Source organism: Pseudomonas delhiensis (assembly GCF_900187975.1).
GTDB classification, from domain to species: domain Bacteria; phylum Pseudomonadota; class Gammaproteobacteria; order Pseudomonadales; family Pseudomonadaceae; genus Pseudomonas; species Pseudomonas delhiensis.
Genome location: NZ_FZPC01000012.1, coordinates 77609 through 94706, shown reverse-complemented (window position 1 = coordinate 94706; position 17098 = coordinate 77609). Strand labels below are relative to the sequence as shown.

The 17098-nt window shown below is 64.8% G+C and carries 12 protein-coding genes and 4 tRNA genes; 12 read left to right on the top strand and 4 right to left on the bottom strand.

Going from position 1 to position 17098, the window contains the following annotated elements; all coding sequences use genetic code 11:
* Window positions 1-43: 43 nt before the first annotated feature.
* The 5 genes from CHC02_RS12745 (at window position 44) to CHC02_RS12725 (ending at window position 2167) form a co-directional block, all read left to right on the top strand.
* Entirely contained in the window at window positions 44-1279 is a 1236-nt protein-coding gene (locus tag CHC02_RS12745; protein ID WP_089391823.1) for an aspartate kinase, read from the top strand.
* A gap of 187 nt (window positions 1280-1466) precedes the next feature.
* Window positions 1467-1652: a carbon storage regulator CsrA gene (gene csrA, locus CHC02_RS12740; protein ID WP_003085981.1), complete on the top strand. Its 186-nt coding sequence runs from the start codon at window positions 1467-1469 to the stop codon at window positions 1650-1652.
* A gap of 60 nt (window positions 1653-1712) precedes the next feature.
* Window positions 1713-1803: transfer RNA gene (locus CHC02_RS12735), tRNA-Ser, on the top strand.
* Between the two features lie 109 nt (window positions 1804-1912).
* Window positions 1913-1989, top strand: a tRNA-Arg gene (locus tag CHC02_RS12730).
* Between the two features lie 101 nt (window positions 1990-2090).
* Window positions 2091-2167: transfer RNA gene (locus CHC02_RS12725), tRNA-Arg, on the top strand.
* 71 nt (window positions 2168-2238) lie between these two features.
* Here CHC02_RS12725 and bamE read toward each other — a convergent pair.
* Window positions 2239-2748, bottom strand: coding sequence for an outer membrane protein assembly factor BamE domain-containing protein (bamE, locus tag CHC02_RS12720; RefSeq protein ID WP_089391822.1), 510 nt, complete (start codon window positions 2746-2748; stop codon window positions 2239-2241).
* A gap of 322 nt (window positions 2749-3070) precedes the next feature.
* On the opposite strand from bamE, the gene mgtE reads away from it, so the two are divergent.
* Window positions 3071-4513: a magnesium transporter gene (gene mgtE / locus CHC02_RS12715; protein ID WP_089391821.1), complete on the top strand. Its 1443-nt coding sequence runs from the start codon at window positions 3071-3073 to the stop codon at window positions 4511-4513.
* A gap of 198 nt (window positions 4514-4711) precedes the next feature.
* Here the strand turns inward: mgtE and CHC02_RS12710 are convergent, their stop codons facing one another.
* A complete protein-coding gene (locus CHC02_RS12710; protein WP_167364759.1) occupies window positions 4712-9394 on the bottom strand; it encodes an Ig-like domain-containing protein in 4683 nt (1560 codons plus the stop codon).
* A gap of 460 nt (window positions 9395-9854) precedes the next feature.
* Window positions 9855-10184, bottom strand: coding sequence for a transcriptional regulator AmrZ (amrZ, locus tag CHC02_RS12705; RefSeq protein ID WP_009620783.1), 330 nt, complete (start codon window positions 10182-10184; stop codon window positions 9855-9857).
* 448 nt (window positions 10185-10632) lie between these two features.
* Here amrZ and phnN point away from each other — a divergent pair, with 448 nt between their 5' ends.
* Window positions 10633-11205 carry a phosphonate metabolism protein/1,5-bisphosphokinase (PRPP-forming) PhnN gene (phnN, locus tag CHC02_RS12700; protein ID WP_089391819.1) on the top strand — a complete coding sequence of 191 codons (573 nt, stop codon included), beginning with the start codon at window positions 10633-10635 and terminating at the stop codon, window positions 11203-11205.
* On the opposite strand, the gene CHC02_RS12695 is transcribed toward phnN, so the two are convergent.
* Window positions 11180-11665 (bottom strand): GNAT family N-acetyltransferase, encoded by a 486-nt coding sequence (locus CHC02_RS12695; RefSeq protein ID WP_089391818.1) that lies wholly within the window; start codon window positions 11663-11665, stop codon window positions 11180-11182. The two genes, phnN and CHC02_RS12695, sit on opposite strands and share 26 nt — an antisense overlap.
* Before the next feature lie 105 nt (window positions 11666-11770).
* Here CHC02_RS12695 and CHC02_RS12690 point away from each other — a divergent pair.
* From CHC02_RS12690 to CHC02_RS12670, 5 genes are all read left to right on the top strand, one after another.
* Window positions 11771-11845, top strand: a tRNA-Arg gene (locus CHC02_RS12690).
* Window positions 11846-11869: 24 nt separating this feature from the next.
* Entirely contained in the window at window positions 11870-12748 is an 879-nt protein-coding gene (locus CHC02_RS12685; protein WP_089391817.1) for a LysR substrate-binding domain-containing protein, read from the top strand.
* A 463-nt stretch (window positions 12749-13211) separates the two neighbouring features.
* Window positions 13212-14273 (top strand): putative 2-aminoethylphosphonate ABC transporter ATP-binding protein, encoded by a 1062-nt coding sequence (locus CHC02_RS12680; RefSeq protein ID WP_089391816.1) that lies wholly within the window; start codon window positions 13212-13214, stop codon window positions 14271-14273.
* A gap of 1 nt (window position 14274) precedes the next feature.
* Complete coding sequence (locus CHC02_RS12675) at window positions 14275-15987, top strand: putative 2-aminoethylphosphonate ABC transporter permease subunit (RefSeq protein ID WP_089391815.1); 1713 nt, start codon at window positions 14275-14277, stop codon at window positions 15985-15987.
* Window positions 15988-16057: 70 nt separating this feature from the next.
* Window positions 16058-17077, top strand: a complete 1020-nt coding sequence (locus CHC02_RS12670; protein WP_089391814.1) for a putative 2-aminoethylphosphonate ABC transporter substrate-binding protein — start codon at window positions 16058-16060, stop codon at window positions 17075-17077.
* Window positions 17078-17098: the final 21 nt, after the last annotated feature.

Sequence of the window (17098 nt, the reverse complement as noted above, 5' to 3'; positions counted from 1 at the left end):
GCCTGTCTAATGGGCGCCCTTCAGGAATCAGGCGGCTTTTGAAATGGCTTTGATCGTACAGAAGTTTGGAGGGACCTCCGTCGGCACCGTCGAGCGTATCGAGCAGGTGGCCGAGAAGGTGAAGAAGTTCCGCGAGGCGGGGCATGACATCGTGGTGGTGGTCTCCGCCATGAGCGGCGAAACCAACCGCCTGATCGGCCTGGCCAAGCAGGTCATGGAGCAGCCGGTTCCGCGCGAGCTGGACGTCATGGTCTCCACCGGCGAGCAGGTCACCATCGCCCTGCTGAGCATGGCCCTGATCAAGCGCGGTGTGTCGGCGGTTTCCTACACCGGCAACCAGGTGCGCATCCTGACCGACAGCGCCCACACCAAGGCGCGTATCCTGAGCATCGACGACGCCAACATCCGCAGCGACCTCAAGGCCGGCCGCGTGGTCGTGGTCGCCGGTTTCCAGGGCGTGGATGAGCACGGCAACATCACCACCCTCGGCCGCGGCGGCTCCGACACCACCGGCGTGGCCCTGGCCGCGGCGCTGAAGGCCGACGAGTGCCAGATCTATACCGACGTCGATGGCGTCTACACCACCGACCCGCGCGTAGTGCCGCAGGCCCGCCGACTGGACAAGATCACCTTCGAGGAAATGCTGGAAATGGCCAGCCTGGGCTCCAAGGTGCTGCAGATCCGCTCGGTGGAGTTCGCCGGCAAGTACAATGTTCCGCTGCGCGTGCTGCACAGCTTCCAGGAGGGTCCGGGCACCCTCATTACCCTTGATGAAGAGGAATCCATGGAACAGCCGATCATCTCCGGCATCGCCTTCAACCGCGACGAAGCCAAGCTGACCATCCGTGGCGTACCGGATACCCCCGGGGTGGCCTTCAAGATCCTCGGGCCGATCAGTGCCGCGAACATCGAAGTCGACATGATCGTGCAGAACGTCTCGCACGATAACACCACCGACTTCACCTTCACCGTGCACCGCAACGACTACCTGGCGGCCCTGGAGATCCTCAAGCAGACCGCCGCCAACATCGGCGCGCGCGAAGCCACCGGCGACACCAACATCGCCAAGGTCTCCATCGTCGGCGTCGGCATGCGTTCCCACGCCGGCGTCGCCAGCCGCATGTTCGAGGCGCTGGCCAAGGAGAGCATCAACATCCAGATGATCTCCACCTCGGAAATCAAGGTGTCGGTGGTCATCGAGGAAAAATACCTGGAGCTCGCGGTACGTGCCCTGCACACCGCCTTCGAGCTCGATGCCCCGGCCCGCCAGGGCGAGTAAGACGGCATCATGCAAAAGGCGCGGCTCATCCCGCGCCTTTTGTCGTTTTTGACCGGGCCACCGGAACTTTCATTCCGCGTGGACTGGTCAATACTTGGGTGAAGGAGCACACACTTGATATTCAGTGGCTCTGCCGCCATTTTTCTTTTTTGCAGACTGCTTATCCGAAACACGAAAGGAGAAAGGAATGCTGATTCTGACTCGCCGGGTCGGAGAGACCCTGATGGTTGGTGATGACGTCACTGTGACCGTGCTGGGCGTCAAGGGAAATCAGGTGCGCATTGGCGTGAATGCGCCGAAGGAAGTCGCTGTCCACCGCGAAGAGATCTACCAGCGCATCCAGAAAGAGAAAGACCAAGAACCAAACCATTAATTTTTCTAAAAAAATTCTTTGCAAACGGGGAAAACATGGATATCATGCGCCCCGTGTTGCGGAGAGGTGGCCGAGTGGCCGAAGGCGCTCCCCTGCTAAGGGAGTACACCTCAAAAGGGTGTCGGGGGTTCGAATCCCCCCCTCTCCGCCATTTGCACATTCTGGTGCGAATGACGCGTCAGGTAGCTAAGCTACTGAAAAGATTGAAAAATCTGTTTGACACGTCTGAAAGTTAGGACTAGAATCTGCGCCCCATCAGCGCACTCATAGCTCAGCTGGATAGAGTACTCGGCTACGAACCGAGCGGTCGGAGGTTCGAATCCTCCTGAGTGCGCCACTACACAGGCGGTACGCGAAAGCGGACGCCAGCAGCGACGAAAGGCCTCGGCCCAAGCTGCTGCACCAGTTGGTGAACCTGGCTAAACTGCACCAATCAGCGCACTCATAGCTCAGCTGGATAGAGTACTCGGCTACGAACCGAGCGGTCGGAGGTTCGAATCCTCCTGAGTGCGCCATCTACCGAAAGGGCCTGCAGCAATGCAGGCCCTTTTTCTTTGCCCCCGATTTTTCAGGCCCGGGCCCAGGCTCAGCGCCGCTGGCGCGCCTTCTTGCCCTGCACGCAGCCGAACTCGTCGAAGGTCACCGTGCGCCTGCCCTGGCCGGGCCTGGCGTCGTAGTGGTAGCGCTGCCGCTCGTCCAACTGGCTGACGCGGTCCGGGCGGCCGAAGGCGCTTTCCACGTCCGCGCGGGTCATGCCGGTTCGGATGCGCTTCTGCAGGATCGCGGTGCGCCTTTCCCGCTCGTCGAGCTGGTTGCCGCAGCCGTCCTCGCGTTCGCCGACCACCACCGTCCCGCCGCCACCCGGGGCCGCCTGCCGGCGCGCCGGGTCCTGGCGGGCGAGGGGCACCGGCTTGCCGCTGCCCGGCGTCGGGTTGTGCGCCCGCTGCCGGCTTTGCGCCTGGCCCGGCGGGCAGCCATGCTGGTGGAAGCCGACGCGGCCATCGGCGGCCTCGCAGCGGAACGGCGTGGCGGCAGGGCTGTCCATTGCCATGAGGGCGAGCAGCGGGAGCAGGCAGTGCAAGGGCGGCAGGCGCATCTCCGATCCTCCGTGACGGGGTTGCATGCAGCCTATCCCGCCTGGCCTTCGCGAAATTTCCGGGTGTCTCGACAGCTTTTTCCGGCGTCTGTGACAACGAGTGAAGTCGCCCTCAACTTTGTGCCGCAAGCGATTGTTCTAGCCGCTATTTTGTAACGCTGAACGCGCTGTGGAGTGTTATCATTTCCCTATCTGCCCGATATGGGCGCGTGGGCACACCACCATGGACTTACCCAGTAGTTACCCAGAACCCCGATTGCCTCAACACGACCTGATGTTTTGAGCCCCCGTGCGCGCTCCGCCGCTGGGGGTGGAGCGTGCTATGACCGAAGTAGAAGCCAAGAAGCCGCAGGAAAGCCTGCAGGACCGCCTGAACCAGGTGGTCGAGCTGCTGAACAAGCACAAGCTGGTCGAAGACCTGGCGCACCGCCAGGAAGGCCAGCACCAGGACCTCGTCGAGAACCTGGTGCACCGGCAGAACCTCGCCGAGCTGCAGCGCAAGCTCGATGACCTGCACCCCGCCGACATCGCCCACATCCTCGAATCGCTGCCGCTGGGCGACCGCCTGACGGTCTGGCAGCTGGTCAAGGCCGAGCGCGACGGCGACATCCTCCTGGAAGTCTCCGACGCCGTCCGCGAGACGCTGATCGCCGACATGGACGATCACGAGATCCTCGCCGCGGCCAAGGAAATGGACGCCGACGAACTCGCCGACCTCGCGCCGGAGCTGCCGCGCGACGTGGTCCACGAGCTGATGGAAAGCCTCGATGCGCAACAGCGCGAGCGCGTGCGCTCGGCGTTGTCCTACGAGGAAGACGAAGTCGGCGCGCTGATGGACTTCGAGATGGTCACCATCCGCGACGACGTCAGCCTGGAAGTGGTGCTGCGCTACCTGCGCCGCCTGAAGGAGCTGCCGGGGCATACCGACAAGCTCTTCGTGGTCGACTACGACGGCCTGCTCAAGGGCGTGCTGCCGATCAAGCGCCTGCTGGTCAACGACCCGGACCGCCAGGTGGCCGAGGTCATGGCCACCGACCCGGTGACCTTCCAGCCTGACGAGGACGGCTACGACGCCGCCCAGGCGTTCGAGCGCTACGACCTGATCTCCGCCCCGGTGGTGGACAAGAACGGCAAGCTGATCGGCCGCCTGACCATCGACGAGATGGTCGACCTCATCCGCGAGGAAAGCGAGACCGAAGTGCTGAACATGGCCGGTCTGCGCGAGGAGGAAGACATCTTCGCCTCGGTGTGGAAATCGGTGCGCAACCGCTGGACCTGGCTGGCCACCAACCTGATCACCGCCTTCGTCGCCTCGCGGGTGATCGGCCTGTTCGAAGGCTCCATCGAGAAGCTGGTGGCGCTGGCCGCGCTGATGCCGATCGTCGCCGGCATCGGCGGCAACTCGGGCAACCAGACCATCACCATGATCGTCCGCGCCATCGCCCTGGACCAGATCCAGACCAGCAACGCCACGCGCCTGCTGCGCAAGGAGCTGGGTGTGGCGCTGGTCAACGGCCTGGTCTGGGGCGGGGTGATAGGCGTGGTGGCCTTCTACCTGTACGGCAACTGGGAGCTGGGCGTGGTGATGACCGCGGCCATGACCCTCAACCTGCTGCTGGCCGCGCTGGCCGGGGTGCTGATCCCGATGACCCTGCTGCGCCTGGGCCGCGACCCGGCGATGGGCTCCAGCGTGATGATCACCGCCATGACCGACAGCGGCGGCTTCTTCATCTTCCTCGGCCTTGCCACGCTGTTCCTGATGTAGGCCTGCCCGGGAAGCCCCGTGCCATCTGCCGGCCAATGACGGGGTTGTACGGATTGACGCGCAGAGTCCGAGAAGAATCAAAAAAAGGCCGGAAGCGATATGTCGCTTCCGGCCTTCGCCTTGAGGGAAATGGACTCTCGGCGGGGCAGAGACCTGGGTGTGGCAGGCTGCACCCAGGTTTCCGGCCGGCCGATCGGCTTACACCAGGTTCACCGTCACACCCTGCTGGACCAGCAGCTCGGCATTCAGCGCCGAATGCTGGTAGGTGTTGTAGACCACGCCCTCGACGGTGACCGCACCGGCGGCGGCCCAGTCGCCCGGGTCGGTGCCATTGGGCAGCAGGTCGTCCAGCACCACCTTGTCGCCGGCATCGCCCTTGATCATCACCTGGACGTTTTCGTCGGCCAGGAACAGGTTCTTGCCACCGTTCTCCAGCACGTCGCCCAGGGACAGCTTCAGGGTGTTGTCGCCCGTACCGGTGATATCGAAGACTTCCACCGAGCTGATCCTGCCGGCCAGCGCAGAGAGATCCAGGGTCTGCCCGGCGCCGGTCAGCTTGAGCCGGTCCACGCCTCCGGCCCCGAATACATGGATTCCACTGAGCTGGCTGCTGTCCTCCACAATGAACGTGTTGTTGTCCTCTCCTCCATACAGGCCAGCATTCTTACCGGCCACGACGGACTGGACCTCGGCAGGCGAGACAGTTGTCACCGTGTCGTATGAAATATGGTCGATAAATATGGAGTTTTTGCCGGAGAGTTCGACTGAGCCGATGACAACGCCATTAGGGGCAGTAAATGTGATGTCATACATTTCCGGTCCGTTATTTCTCATGTCGGGCCGTCCAATTAAACTGCCAGCCGTATCGTAGACTTTAATATATTGGTTGGCTGCCGTGCCATTTTCCAAGGTAATCGTAAATCTAAACGTGCCCTCCGGCAGTTCGAGTCTGGCAACAGAGTTCGGGTTGATCATGACTCCTCTGTGATCTCGGTAGTATTGAATGTAAACAGTCTTGAATATCTCGGAGAAAACAATCTCCCCGCTTTGGCTCCCTGTAACAAGTTGAGCGAAACTCCCGTTAAAACCCTCCTCCCCGCTTCTGAGTCTGGTGTATTCAGAAACATTGCCGGCCCAGTTTACGATGCCAGCCATAACTCCGTTTGAAGTATCGAACGAGGGCGTAAACTTTATCTTCCCTGCCGCGATATCCTGCTCGGTCAATACATGGTCCTGACGCTGCTCGCCATTGGTCAGGCTGATGCGATAGCCCGCCTTGACGTCATTTTTATCGAGCGTCACCGTGACTTCCTGGCCACTTATGCTGACGAAAACAGGTGCTTTAGGCGCAAGGGCAAGGACTACCTCCTGGGGGAGCGATTCGCCAATCTGCCGCCCATTGCCATCGACAGTGCGGGCGCGGATCGTCCAGTTCTGATCGTGACTGTTGTTGTCCTGGGCTCGCCAGTGTGTGCCATCCACGAAGGCATCCACCCAGGTCAGGCCGCCATCGGTGGACACCTGCACCTTTTCACCAGCCGCCAGGGGGGCGAGCAAGACACCCTGCATCAGGCGCCCGGCACTGCCATCGCTGGTCAGCCAGTCGCCGCTGTCGAAGCCCGAATCCTTGCCCATCGAGGTGATGGTCCCTGCATAGGGAACTACTGTCACGCCCTGCTGGACCAGTAGTTCGGCATCCATCGCCGAGTGCCGGTAGGTGTTGTAGACCACGCCATCCAGGGTGACCGTGCCGGCCACCACCCAGTAGCCCGGGGCAGTGCCATCGGGCAGCAGGTCGTCCAGGAGCACTTTGTCGCCGGCATCGCCCTTGATCATCAACTGGACGTTTCCGTTGGCCAGGAACCGGTTCATGCCGCCGTTCTCCAGCACGTCGCCCAGGGACAACTTCAGGGTGTTGTCGCCGGTGCCGGTGATGTCGAAGATTTCGACCGAGCTGATCCTGCCGGCCAGCGCGGAGAGATTCAGTATCTGCCCGGCGCCGGTCAGCTTGAGCCGGTCTACGCCTCCGGCCCCGAATACATTGATTTCGCTGAGCTGGCTGCTGTCCTTCACGATGAACGTGTTGTTGTCCTCGCCTCCATACAGGCCACCATTGTGTCCCTCCAGGGCGGACTGGACCTCGGCAGGCGGGACTACTTGCTGTTTGAAGCCTTTGATATGATCGACGTATAAGTTGTCCTTGCCGTAAATCTCAATCGAGCCAATGGTGACGCCGGCAGGGGCTACAAACGTGATATCATACAGTCCCGAGTCTGCAGTGTTCATGGCTGGTTGCCCGATAAGATTCCCGTTCTTATCGTAAATTTTAATATACTGGTAGCCGGCGTAATAGTTGCCGCCATTTTCTAAAGTGATCGTAAATCCTGCCAGGCCTTCTGGAACCGTAAATCTTGCTTTGGCATCGTAGCTGACACGGAAACCTTGAACACCATCGCGACTGCCCCTGTCGACTGGTCCGGAAACTTCAATGAAGGTAATGCCGCCGAATGTGTCTCCTAGACGTATGACGGCGGGGACGTTGTAGTTGAAGCTTTCATTCCATGTGTTGTATTGCTTCACATAGTTAGAGGCATTTCCGGCCCTGTCTATGATGCCGATCGCAATACCATCCGAAACGTCAATCGAGGCCGTCAGCTTGACCTTTCCTGCCGCAATATCTTGCGTGGTCAACACATAATCCTGACGTTGATCTCCATTGACCAGGCTGATGCGAGCTCCCGCCTCGACGTTGTATTTATCGAATACTACGGTAACTTCCTTGCCATTTACGCCGGCGGAAAAAGGTGCTTTGAGGGTATCCAGGATTACATCCTGGATACTCGTTTCGCCAACCTGCCCGACACCATCGACGGCGCGAATCTGGATCGTCCAGTTCCGATCGTGGCTGTTGTTGTCCTGGGCCGACCAGCGGGTGCCATCCACGATCGCATCCACCCAGGTCAGGCCGCCATCGGTGGACACCTGCAGCTTTTCGTCGGCCGCCAGGGGCGCGGACAAGGTGCCCATCATCAGGCGTCCGGCGCTGCCATCGTTGGTCAGCCAGTCGCCGTTGTCGAAGCCCGAATCCTTGCCGATCGAGGTGATGGCCGCTAGCTGGGTTGGCGCCGTGGTATCGATGAACACCACGTAGGGCGCGGACGGAGCGCTTTCGCCTGTCCCGTCTTCGGTGGTCACGGTGAAGCTGTGCTTACCTTCCGCCAGGGGTTTGGCCGGGGTGAGTTGCCACTTGCCGTTCGGGCCCACCAGGACGCTGTCCAGCAGGTTGCCGTTGTCGTAGATGTGCACGATGTTGCCCGGCTCGCCCCGGCCCGACAGGGTCGGGGTGGCGTCGTCGGTGTGCTGGCCGCTGCCGATCGAGCCCTGGATCGCCCCCACGTTGTCCTGCACATCGTCGATGCCCACGACGAAGGTGGCAACGGTCAGGTCGAAGAAGCTGTCGCTCGGCGCGCTGGTGTTGCCGGCCGTGTCACGGGCGATGACGGTGAAGCGGTGCGGGCCGTCCTCCAGTTCGCTTTTCGGGGTGAACGACCAGTTGCCTTTCGCGTCGGCGCGGGTGGTGTCCAGCAGGTTGCCGTTGTCGTAGATGAATACCGTGACATTGGCCTCGGCCTTGCCGGACAGGGTGGGGGTATGGTCGTCCGTCGTCGCGCCGGATTGCAGGGGGCCTTGCAGGGCGCCCGCATCATCGGTTGCCAGCTCGATGGTCGGTGCGGCCGGCGCGATGGTATCGACGGTGAGGGTATAGCGCGTCGAGGCGATGCCCATGTTGCCGGAGAAGTCCATGGCGCGGGCGGTGATGTCGTAGCGGCCGTCCGGGATGATGAAGAAGGAGGGGAGCTGCCAGGTGCCTGAGGCGTCGGCAAAGCTGGTGCCGATGAGCTGACCGTTGGCGTAGATGACGACCATGCTGAGCGGTTCGGCCCGGCCCTTGATGATCGGGGTGTTGTCGCTGGTGTGGCCTTCGCCGTCGCGCGGAATCAGGCCGCCGCCTGCGCGGTCGTCGGTGATGCTGTCGATCACTGTGCGGGTGGGGGCCGTGGTGTCGACGATCAGCACGAAGCCTTCGGAGGTCACCTCGGTGCCCTTCACGCGAACGCTCAGCACATGGCCCTGCTCGCTCAGCGCCTGCCCGGGCTGGAAGCTCCAGTTCCCGTCGCCGCTGACCTTGACCTCGACCTCGCCGATGACGACGCCGCCGTCGATGATTTCCAGGGTGGTACCGGGCGTGCCGGTACCCACCAGGGTCGCGAACTGGTCGTCGGTCACTCGGCCGGATGCCAGGTCGCCCTGTACATTGCCGATCGCATCGACCACATGGGTGATCCGGGGCGCATCGGCCTGGAAGGGGGAGGCCGAAGCCATCGCCAGGGCGATGGGCTCGCCGGCCTGGAGGGCTGCAGGTGCCTGCTCGGTGCTTGCATGGGCCGACATGAGGCTGTGGAGCATGCCGAGGGCCGGTTGGCCTTCCATGTGCTGCTCGACGGAGCCCAGCGCTTGGGCGCTGAAGCTCAGGGTGCCCTGTTGCGGGTTGTCCTGGGCTGCAACGATGCGAATGAATTGGCCGTCTTCGCGCAGCACGTGCAGTTGGCCGTTGTTGGCGAAGAAGCGCTCCAGCGCCAGGACGGGGCGGGCCTGCTCCTGGGCTCGGAAGGCCAGCAGCAGGTCTTCTCCGGAGCGTTCGGCGACCAGCGTCTCTTCGACGGATTCCCCCTCGGGCTGCTGCAGCACGTAGAGGTTGCTCGAGCTGCTCATGAGCGTCTGGGTAAGACCGTCCTGGCTCGAACCCAGGGGATAGGCCTGCATGGCGGAATCCTCGGTGATGACCGAGAAAATGAGGGCAGTATCGATGAGGTGCTTCATAGGGATGATCAAGAGCCAAGTGAGTGAAGGGGTTGATACGCTTCCTGGCTCCAGAACGGGGGTCATGGGTTCATCGGGACGTTGAAACCAACGGATATGGCGAGCTTCTCGCAGCTATCGTTGGCGCGTGTCCGGGAGGTATTCGGTTCTGGCTGCTGGGAAGAAGTCGCGGTTTTTCGCGTCGGGGAGTGTAGGAAGGAGGGCAGGGATGATGGCTATCTGATCCGTTCGAAATGCTGCCGGGAGGTGGCTGACATTCCATGATTCCGGTGTATGGAGCTTGCAGGAGCATCTTTTGGCGGTGCTCTTCGGTCCGAGGCAGGGAGGAGCGTGGTTGTCGTTCGAGAGCCAGAAAAAAATCTCATCACGCTTTCCCGGGGCGTGCGGCCTTGATTTTCCGGAGGGATTTCTGGGCAATAAAAAAGCCGGCGCGTGGCCGGCTTCTTCGGTACTGCTGGGCTCAGGCGTTGCTGGCCATTTCCGCATCGTGGGCGATCAGGGCGATCAGCGCATTCTGCTGGCGGTGGGTCAGCTGGCGGAAGCGCTGCAGCAGCTCACGCTCGTGCAGGCTCAGCTCGGGGCTGTCCAGGCGGATGCCGAGGTTGTCCTGCAGGGCGCCCTCTTGCAGCAGGCTCTGCTCCAGGCGGGCGATGATTTCCGAGTTCATGCTGCGGTGGTGATTGCGGGCGACCTCGGCGATACGCTCGCGCATGCCTTCGGGCAGACGGACGACGAATTTGTCGGCGGTGCGACTGGAGTAGCTTGGGGTTGCCTGTTTCAATGGGCGCATACATTAAACCTGTAAGTCAGGGAAACGGTGCCAAGGGGTCTGTGTTCGAGTCCCTATGACAGCGAAATCCGTTGGCCGTTCAGCGCAAGGGCAGTAATCAGGTGGCCGACCAATTACTTGACGTCAATTCTGCGACGTATTCTGCGTCGCATGGAGGCTAAATGCCAGCACCAATCGTCCGAAATGCGAGTCGATCTGCATACTTTCTTTCGATTGGCGCGTGGCCTGTGGGGCCCATTGCCTGAGATTAGCTCAAGTCCCTGGCCCCGGCTGCCATTGCGCCATCATCCGACCACCCGCACGGGCAATGGTTCACGGGGGCGCGGATGATGGCACAGCTGCGCCCGTTGCGCAGGGCCGGGGCGGCGACTTTCGTCCTTCCTCGCCGCCGCCGCGCGGGTATCATACGCAGCGTCCGCGCCCCGGGTGGCGCGGTGCAGAGACGAGCATGAGCGGCAAGTTGATCTATCTGATGGGCCCCTCGGGCTCGGGCAAGGACAGCCTGCTCCAGGCCGCGGCGGCGCCGCTGGCCGGGCGGGGCGGGCACGTGGTGCGGCGGGTGATCACCCGTTCCGCCGAGGCCCGCGGCGAGGACGCCGAAGCGGTGACCCCCGAAGCCTTCGAGCGCCTGGAGCGCAATGGCGCCTTCGCCATGAGCTGGCGGGCCAACGGCCTGTGCTATGGCATCCCGCGGCAGATCGACGACTGGCTGGCCCGCGGCCACGTGGTGCTGGTCAACGGTTCGCGTGGGCACCTGGAGCAGGCGCGGCGTCGTTATCCCGGCCTGCTCGCGGTGCTGCTGCAGGTCGCCCCCGAGGTGCTGCGCCAGCGCCTGGTCGCCCGCGGGCGGGAAACGCCGGCGCAGATCGAGGCGCGCCTGGCGCGCAATGCCGCCTTCGCCGAGGGCCTGGCGCCGCCGCTGCGGGTGCTGGACAACTCCAGCAGCCTGGAGACCTGCGTGCGTGGCCTGCTGGCGCTGGTGGACGAAGCCGCGGTCAGTGCAGCGGCAACGCCAGGCTGACGCCGTGGGCGGCGAAGCCCATGGCCGTGTAGAAGCGGTGCGCGGCTTCGCGATCCAGGTGGCTGGACAGCGCCAGCTTGTAGCAACCCCACTCGCGGGCCCGCTGCGCGGCCCTGCCGATCAGCGCCTGGCCGATGCCCTGGCCGCGGGCGCGGCTGTCCACCACCATGTCTTCCAGGACCGCGGAGCGGGCGAAGCCGTGGGCGAGGTGCTCGATCAGGTTGAGGGTGCAGGTGCCCAGCAGGCGCCCCTCGCGCTCGGCGACCAGGACCACGCGCCTGGGCTCCGGCGTTTCCAGGCGCAGGGCGAGCAGGGCGACGTCCGGCGCCGGCTCGTCCGCGTCGAGCTGCTGCAGCAAGGGCGCCAGGGCGGCGGCATCGGCGGCGCTGGCGACGCGCACCTCGAAGGTGGCGAAGGGCGAATCGGGGATCAGGGTGTGGACATTGTGCTGTTCGCTCATGCGGGCCTCCGCTGCTGGTGTGAAATCCACGCCGTGGCATGACAAATGCCTCGACGCTGGTTAACATGCCCACCCGGTCCCGGCGGCAGCCGAGGACCCAGGCGTGTCCCCATAGTTCAAGGGATAGAATAAGCCCCTCCTAAGGGCTAGATACTGGTTCGAATCCAGTTGGGGACGCCACCCCTTCCCGGAGCAGCCCGAGCGATGCTGAGCGCCGAACTCAAGGCCTTCTACATGGTGGCGCGCCTGGGCAGCATCACCCAGGCGGCGAAGAAGCTCGGCCTCAGCCAGCCGACGGTGACCACGCAGATCCGCAGCCTGGAAGGCCAGTACGCCGTAGAGCTGTTCTACCGCGGCGGCCGCCGCCTGACCCTCACCGACGAAGGCGCGCGCCTGCTGCCCATGGTCCAGGCGCTGCTGCAGCAGGAGGCGGACATCGAGTTCTTCCTGCGCAATTGCGGGCAGATGCAGGGCAGCCTGCGCATCGGCGCCACCTCTCCCTACTACGTGCTCGGGCTGATCAAGGCCTTCCGCGAGCGCTACCCGCAGATCGAGGTGTCGGTGGAAATCGGCAACTCGCAGCAGGTGCTGGAGGCCCTCTGTGAATGCCGGGTGGACCTGGCGGCCTCGTCGCAGCCGGTGGAGGACGCGCGGCTGATCCACCTGGTGCTCGGCCGCGACCCGCTGGTGCTGGCGGTGCACCGCAGCCACCCGCTGGCGGCGCAGCGCGCGGTGGCCCTGGGCGAGCTGCGCAACCACTGCCTGCTGATGCGCGAGGCCGGCTCGACCACCCGCGAGCTGACCGAGAAGCTGTTGCGCGAATCCGGCGTGGTGCCGGCCTCGATGCTGGAGATCGGCAGCCGCGAGTCGATCCGCGAGGCGGTGATCCGCAACCTCGGGGTGAGCATCATCGCCCGCCAGGAAGTACCCGATAACCCCGAGCTGCGCGTGCTGGAGCTGCAGGGCGCGCCGCTGATCGACGAATACCTGTTCTGCCTGAAGGAGCGCCGCCAGGCGCGCCTGACCAGCGCCTTCCTGGCCCTGGCGCGGGAGTTCGCCGAAGGGTTGGCGCCCCTCTCGTAGTGCTCCGCCCGCGATGCCATGCGCGCCGGCCTTGCCGGCGCAATCGCGGATGAATCCGCTCCTACGACCATGCTTCCTGGAACCGTAGGAGCGGGCCCTGCCCGCGAATCGCGCGCAGGGCGCGCTCCTACAGGGCAATGGCGTGGGTGGGGCAGCGTAGGACTCCGTCCGCGATCGGCTTTCAGGGTGACGCCGGACTTTCCCGGGCGGCTCCCTCTCCCGCTTGCGGGAGAGGGCCGGGGAGAGGGCGCGGAACCACGCCCGGCACCGACGTTCCGGCCAACGGCGGATAACCGCGAACGGTTATGCGCCCAATGAAAGCCCCTCGGCATCGCAAATCTGCCTATACCGCTATCGGCACAGTTGTGCCCACCGCAACAGAGCCTTCGCATTCCTTCCCTAGCATGGCCCTCCATCGAGCCCCGCGGTCTTTCGCCGCGGGCCAGCTGCCAGAGGTTCCGCCATGCACGATTCCCTTCCCGCCGGCACGCCACTGCAGGTGCGCGACATGCACAAGCGCTTCGGCCAGTTCGCCGCCCTCGACGGCGTGTCGCTGGACGTCAAGGGCGGCGAGCTGGTCTGCCTGCTCGGCCCGTCCGGCTGCGGCAAGACCACGCTGCTGCGCTGCATCGCCGGCCTGGAGCGCCAGGACGGCGGCGCCATCCACATCGGCGCCCGCGACGTCTCGCGCCTGCCGCCCCAGGCCCGCGACTACGGCATCCTGTTCCAGTCCTACGCGCTGTTCCCCAACCTCAGCGTCGAGCAGAACGTCGCCTACGGCCTGACCGGCGCCAGCCGCGAGGAAGCGCGCCGGCGCGTGGCCGAGATGCTCGAACTGGTGGGCCTGGCCGGCAGCGAGAAGAAGTACCCCGGCCAGCTCTCCGGCGGCCAGCAGCAGCGCGTGGCCATGGCCCGCGCGCTGGCCCCGGCGCCGTCGCTGCTGCTGCTCGACGAGCCCATGTCGGCGCTGGACGCCCGGGTGCGCGAGCACCTGTGCGGCGAGCTGCGCCAGCTGCAGAAGAACCTGGGCATCACCACCCTGATGGTCACCCACAACCAGGACGAGGCCATGCTGATGGCCGACCGCATCGCGGTGATGAACCACGGCAAGGTCGAGCAGTACGGCAGCGCCCAGGAGATCTACAGCGCCCCGGCCACGCCCTTCGTCGCCGAGTTCGTCGGCCAGGGCAACTGGTTGCCCTTCGAACGTGGCGCCGATGGTTTGGCGCGGGTCGGCGGGCTGAGCCTGCGCCTGCACGGCGAGCGTGCCAACGCCACGCGCGGGCGGCTGTTCTGCCGCCCGGAGGCGATCGGCATCAACCCGATGGTGCACCAGGAGAACCTGTTCCGCGCCCAGGTCCGCGAGATCACCTTCCTCGGCAACCGCTGCCGCATGAGCTTCGAGCTGCGCGAGCTGCCCGGCCACGCGCTGCTGGCCGAGCTGGCCCCGGAACAGATGCCGCGCCTGGGCAGCGCCGACATCTGGGTATCGCTGCCGCCGCAGAGCCTGCAGGTGTTCGCCTGAGATGGATGCGGTGATGAAACTCGACCCGACCCTGGCCGCCGGCCGAGCCCGCGGCGACCTCGGCGACCGCCTGTTCATCCTCGGCGGCAAGCTGTTGCTGCTCGCCCTGCTGGCCCTGGCCGTGCTGCTGCCGCTGCTGGCCATCTTCTGGCGCGGCTTCAGTGGCGCCGAAGGGCAGGGTGGGGGCCTGACGGCCATGGCCGAGCTGCTGGCCAGCGCCAACTTCCACTGGCTGCTGGGCAACAGCCTGAAGGTCTCGCTGAGCGTGGCGGCTATCGTGGTGCCGCTGGCCTACGGCTTCGCCTATGCGCTGCAACGCACCCTGATCCCGGGCAAGGGCCTGTGGCGGGGGATTTCCCTGCTGCCGCTGCTGGCGCCGTCGATGCTCCCGGGCATCGCGCTGATCTACCTGTTCGGCAACCAGGGCCTGCTGCGCGCCTGGGTGCCGGACAACATCTACGGCTACTGGGGCATCGTCCTCGGCGAGGCCATCTACACCTTCCCGCATGCGCTGATGATCCTGCTCTCGGCGCTGTCGCTGGCCGACGCGCGGCTGTTCGACGCCGCCTCGAGCATGGGCGCCAGCCCCTGGAAGGCGTTCCGCAGCATCACCTGGCCGGCCTCGCGGCAGGGCGTGTTCGCCGCCTTCTGCCTGGTGTTCACCCTGACCATCACCGACTTCGGCGTGCCCGTGGTGGTCGGTGGCGACTACCAGGTGCTGGCGCTGGAAGCCTACAAGGCGGTGGTCGGCCAGCAGCAGTTCGGCCGCGGTGCGCAGATCGGCATGCTCCTGCTGCTGCCGGCGCTGCTCAGCTTCGCGGTGGACGCCTGGCTGCGCCGTCGCCAGGGCGACTCGATGAGCGGCCGCGCCCAGGTGTTCCAGCCCAAGCCCTCGCGCGGCCGCGATGGCGCCTACCTGGCGCTGGTGCTGCTGGTCAGCGCGGTGATCCTCGGCGTGCTGGGCATGGCCGTGTACTCCTCGCTGGTGAAGTTCTGGCCGTACAACCTGTCGCTATCGCTGCGCCACTACGCCTTCGAGGAAACCGCCGGCGGCGGCTGGCTGGCCTACCGCAACAGCCTGACCCTGGCCACCTGCACCGCGCTGTTCGGCAGCCTGCTGATCTTCAGCGGCGCCTACCTGATCGAGAAGACCCGCGAGCAGGCCTGGCTGAACCAGCTGCTGCGCATGCTCTGCTTCGTACCCATGGCGGTGCCGGGCCTGGTCCTGGGCCTGGGCTACGTGTTCTTCTTCAACCTGCCGGGCAACCCGCTGCACGTGTTCTACGGCAGCCTGACCCTGCTGGTGGTGTGCACCATTGCCCACTACCTGACCACCGCGCAGATGACCGCCACCACCGCGCTGCGCCAGCTCGACGGCGAGTTCGAGGCCGCCGCGCTGTCGCTGAAGATGCCGCTGTGGCGCCACTACCTGAAGGTGACCCTGCCGATCTGCCTGCCGGCGCTGCTGGACATCGTCCGCTACCTGTTCGTCTCGGCGATGACCACCGTCTCGGCGGCAATCTTCCTCTACAGCCCGGACAGCATCCTCGCCGCCGTGGCGGTGCTGAACATGGACGACGCCGGCAACGTCGGCGGCGCCGCCGCCATGTCCACGCTGATCCTGCTCACCTCTGCCGCCGCCTCGATCCTGCTGGCCCTGGCCTCGCGCGGCCTGCTGCGCCGGTCCCAGGCCTGGCGCCGGGGCGGGCACTGAATTCCCACGACCCACGTTGCACCTGACCGTCATTCCCGCGAACGCGGGAACCCAATAAAAGGAGCACACCATGTTCAAACGCCTCGCCCTTGCCACCGTTCTCGCCGGCATCAGCCTGCAGGCCCTGGCCGCCACCGAACTGACCGTCTACACCGCGCTGGAGCCGGAACAGCTGAAGGCCTACAAGGAAGCCTTCGAGAAGCAGAACCCGGACATCGAGATCAAGTGGGTGCGCGACTCCACCGGCATCGTCACCGCCAAGCTGCTGGCCGAGAAGGACCGCCCGCAGGCCGACGTGGTCTGGGGCCTGGCCGCCTCCAGCCTGGCCATCCTCGACCAGCAGGGCATGCTCGAGCAGTACGCGCCCAAGGACCTGGCGGCGATCGGCAAGAACTACCGCGACCCGGCCAACCCGCCGGCCTGGGTGGGCATGGACGTGTGGGCCGCGACCATCTGCTTCAACAGCGTGGAGGCCGAGAAGCAGGGCCTGTCGAAGCCCATCAGCTGGCAGGATCTGACCAAACCCGAGTACAAGGGCAAGATCGTCATGCCCAACCCGGCGTCCTCCGGCACCGGCTTCCTCGACGTTTCCGCCTGGCTGCAGACCTTCGGCGAGAAGCAGGGCTGGGCCTACATGGACCAACTGCACGAGAACATCGGCCAGTACGTCCACTCCGGTTCCAAGCCGTGCAAGCTGGCCGCCGCCGGCGAGTTCCCGATCGGCATCTCCTTCGAGTACCCGGCCGTGCAGCTCAAGCGCCAGGGCGCGCCGCTGGACATCGTCCTGCCCAAGGAAGGCCTGGGCTGGGAGATCGAGGCCACCGGCATCGTCAAGGGCACCCGGCACCTGGACGCGGCGAAGAAGCTCGCCGACTTCTCCGCCAGCCCCGCGGCCATGGGGCTGTACAAGGAAAACTTCGCCGTGCTGGCCCAGCCGGGCATCGCCAAGCCGCAGACCGAGCTGCCGGCGGACTACGAACAGCGCCTGATCAGGAACGACTTCGCCTGGGCCTCGAAGAACCGCGACGCCATCCTGGCCGAATGGCGCAAGCGCTATGACGGCAAGTCGGAGAAGGTGGCGCAGCAATAAGCGCGAGGCAGAGGAGAGCAC

Coding starts and splice junctions, on each gene's coding strand:
- mgtE (WP_089391821.1), top strand. CDS start 3,071: ATGACCGAAGTAGAAGCCAAGAAGCCGCAGGAAAGCCTGCAGGACCGC.
- bamE (WP_089391822.1), bottom strand. CDS start 2,748: ATGCGCCTGCCGCCCTTGCACTGCCTGCTCCCGCTGCTCGCCCTCATG.
- CHC02_RS12670 (WP_089391814.1), top strand. CDS start 16,058: ATGTTCAAACGCCTCGCCCTTGCCACCGTTCTCGCCGGCATCAGCCTG.
- amrZ (WP_009620783.1), bottom strand. CDS start 10,184: ATGCGCCCATTGAAACAGGCAACCCCAAGCTACTCCAGTCGCACCGCC.
- csrA (WP_003085981.1), top strand. CDS start 1,467: ATGCTGATTCTGACTCGCCGGGTCGGAGAGACCCTGATGGTTGGTGAT.
- CHC02_RS12745 (WP_089391823.1), top strand. CDS start 44: ATGGCTTTGATCGTACAGAAGTTTGGAGGGACCTCCGTCGGCACCGTC.
- CHC02_RS12695 (WP_089391818.1), bottom strand. CDS start 11,665: ATGAGCGAACAGCACAATGTCCACACCCTGATCCCCGATTCGCCCTTC.
- CHC02_RS12680 (WP_089391816.1), top strand. CDS start 13,212: ATGCACGATTCCCTTCCCGCCGGCACGCCACTGCAGGTGCGCGACATG.
- phnN (WP_089391819.1), top strand. CDS start 10,633: ATGAGCGGCAAGTTGATCTATCTGATGGGCCCCTCGGGCTCGGGCAAG.
- CHC02_RS12675 (WP_089391815.1), top strand. CDS start 14,275: ATGGATGCGGTGATGAAACTCGACCCGACCCTGGCCGCCGGCCGAGCC.
- CHC02_RS12710 (WP_167364759.1), bottom strand. CDS start 9,394: ATGAAGCACCTCATCGATACTGCCCTCATTTTCTCGGTCATCACCGAG.
- CHC02_RS12685 (WP_089391817.1), top strand. CDS start 11,870: ATGCTGAGCGCCGAACTCAAGGCCTTCTACATGGTGGCGCGCCTGGGC.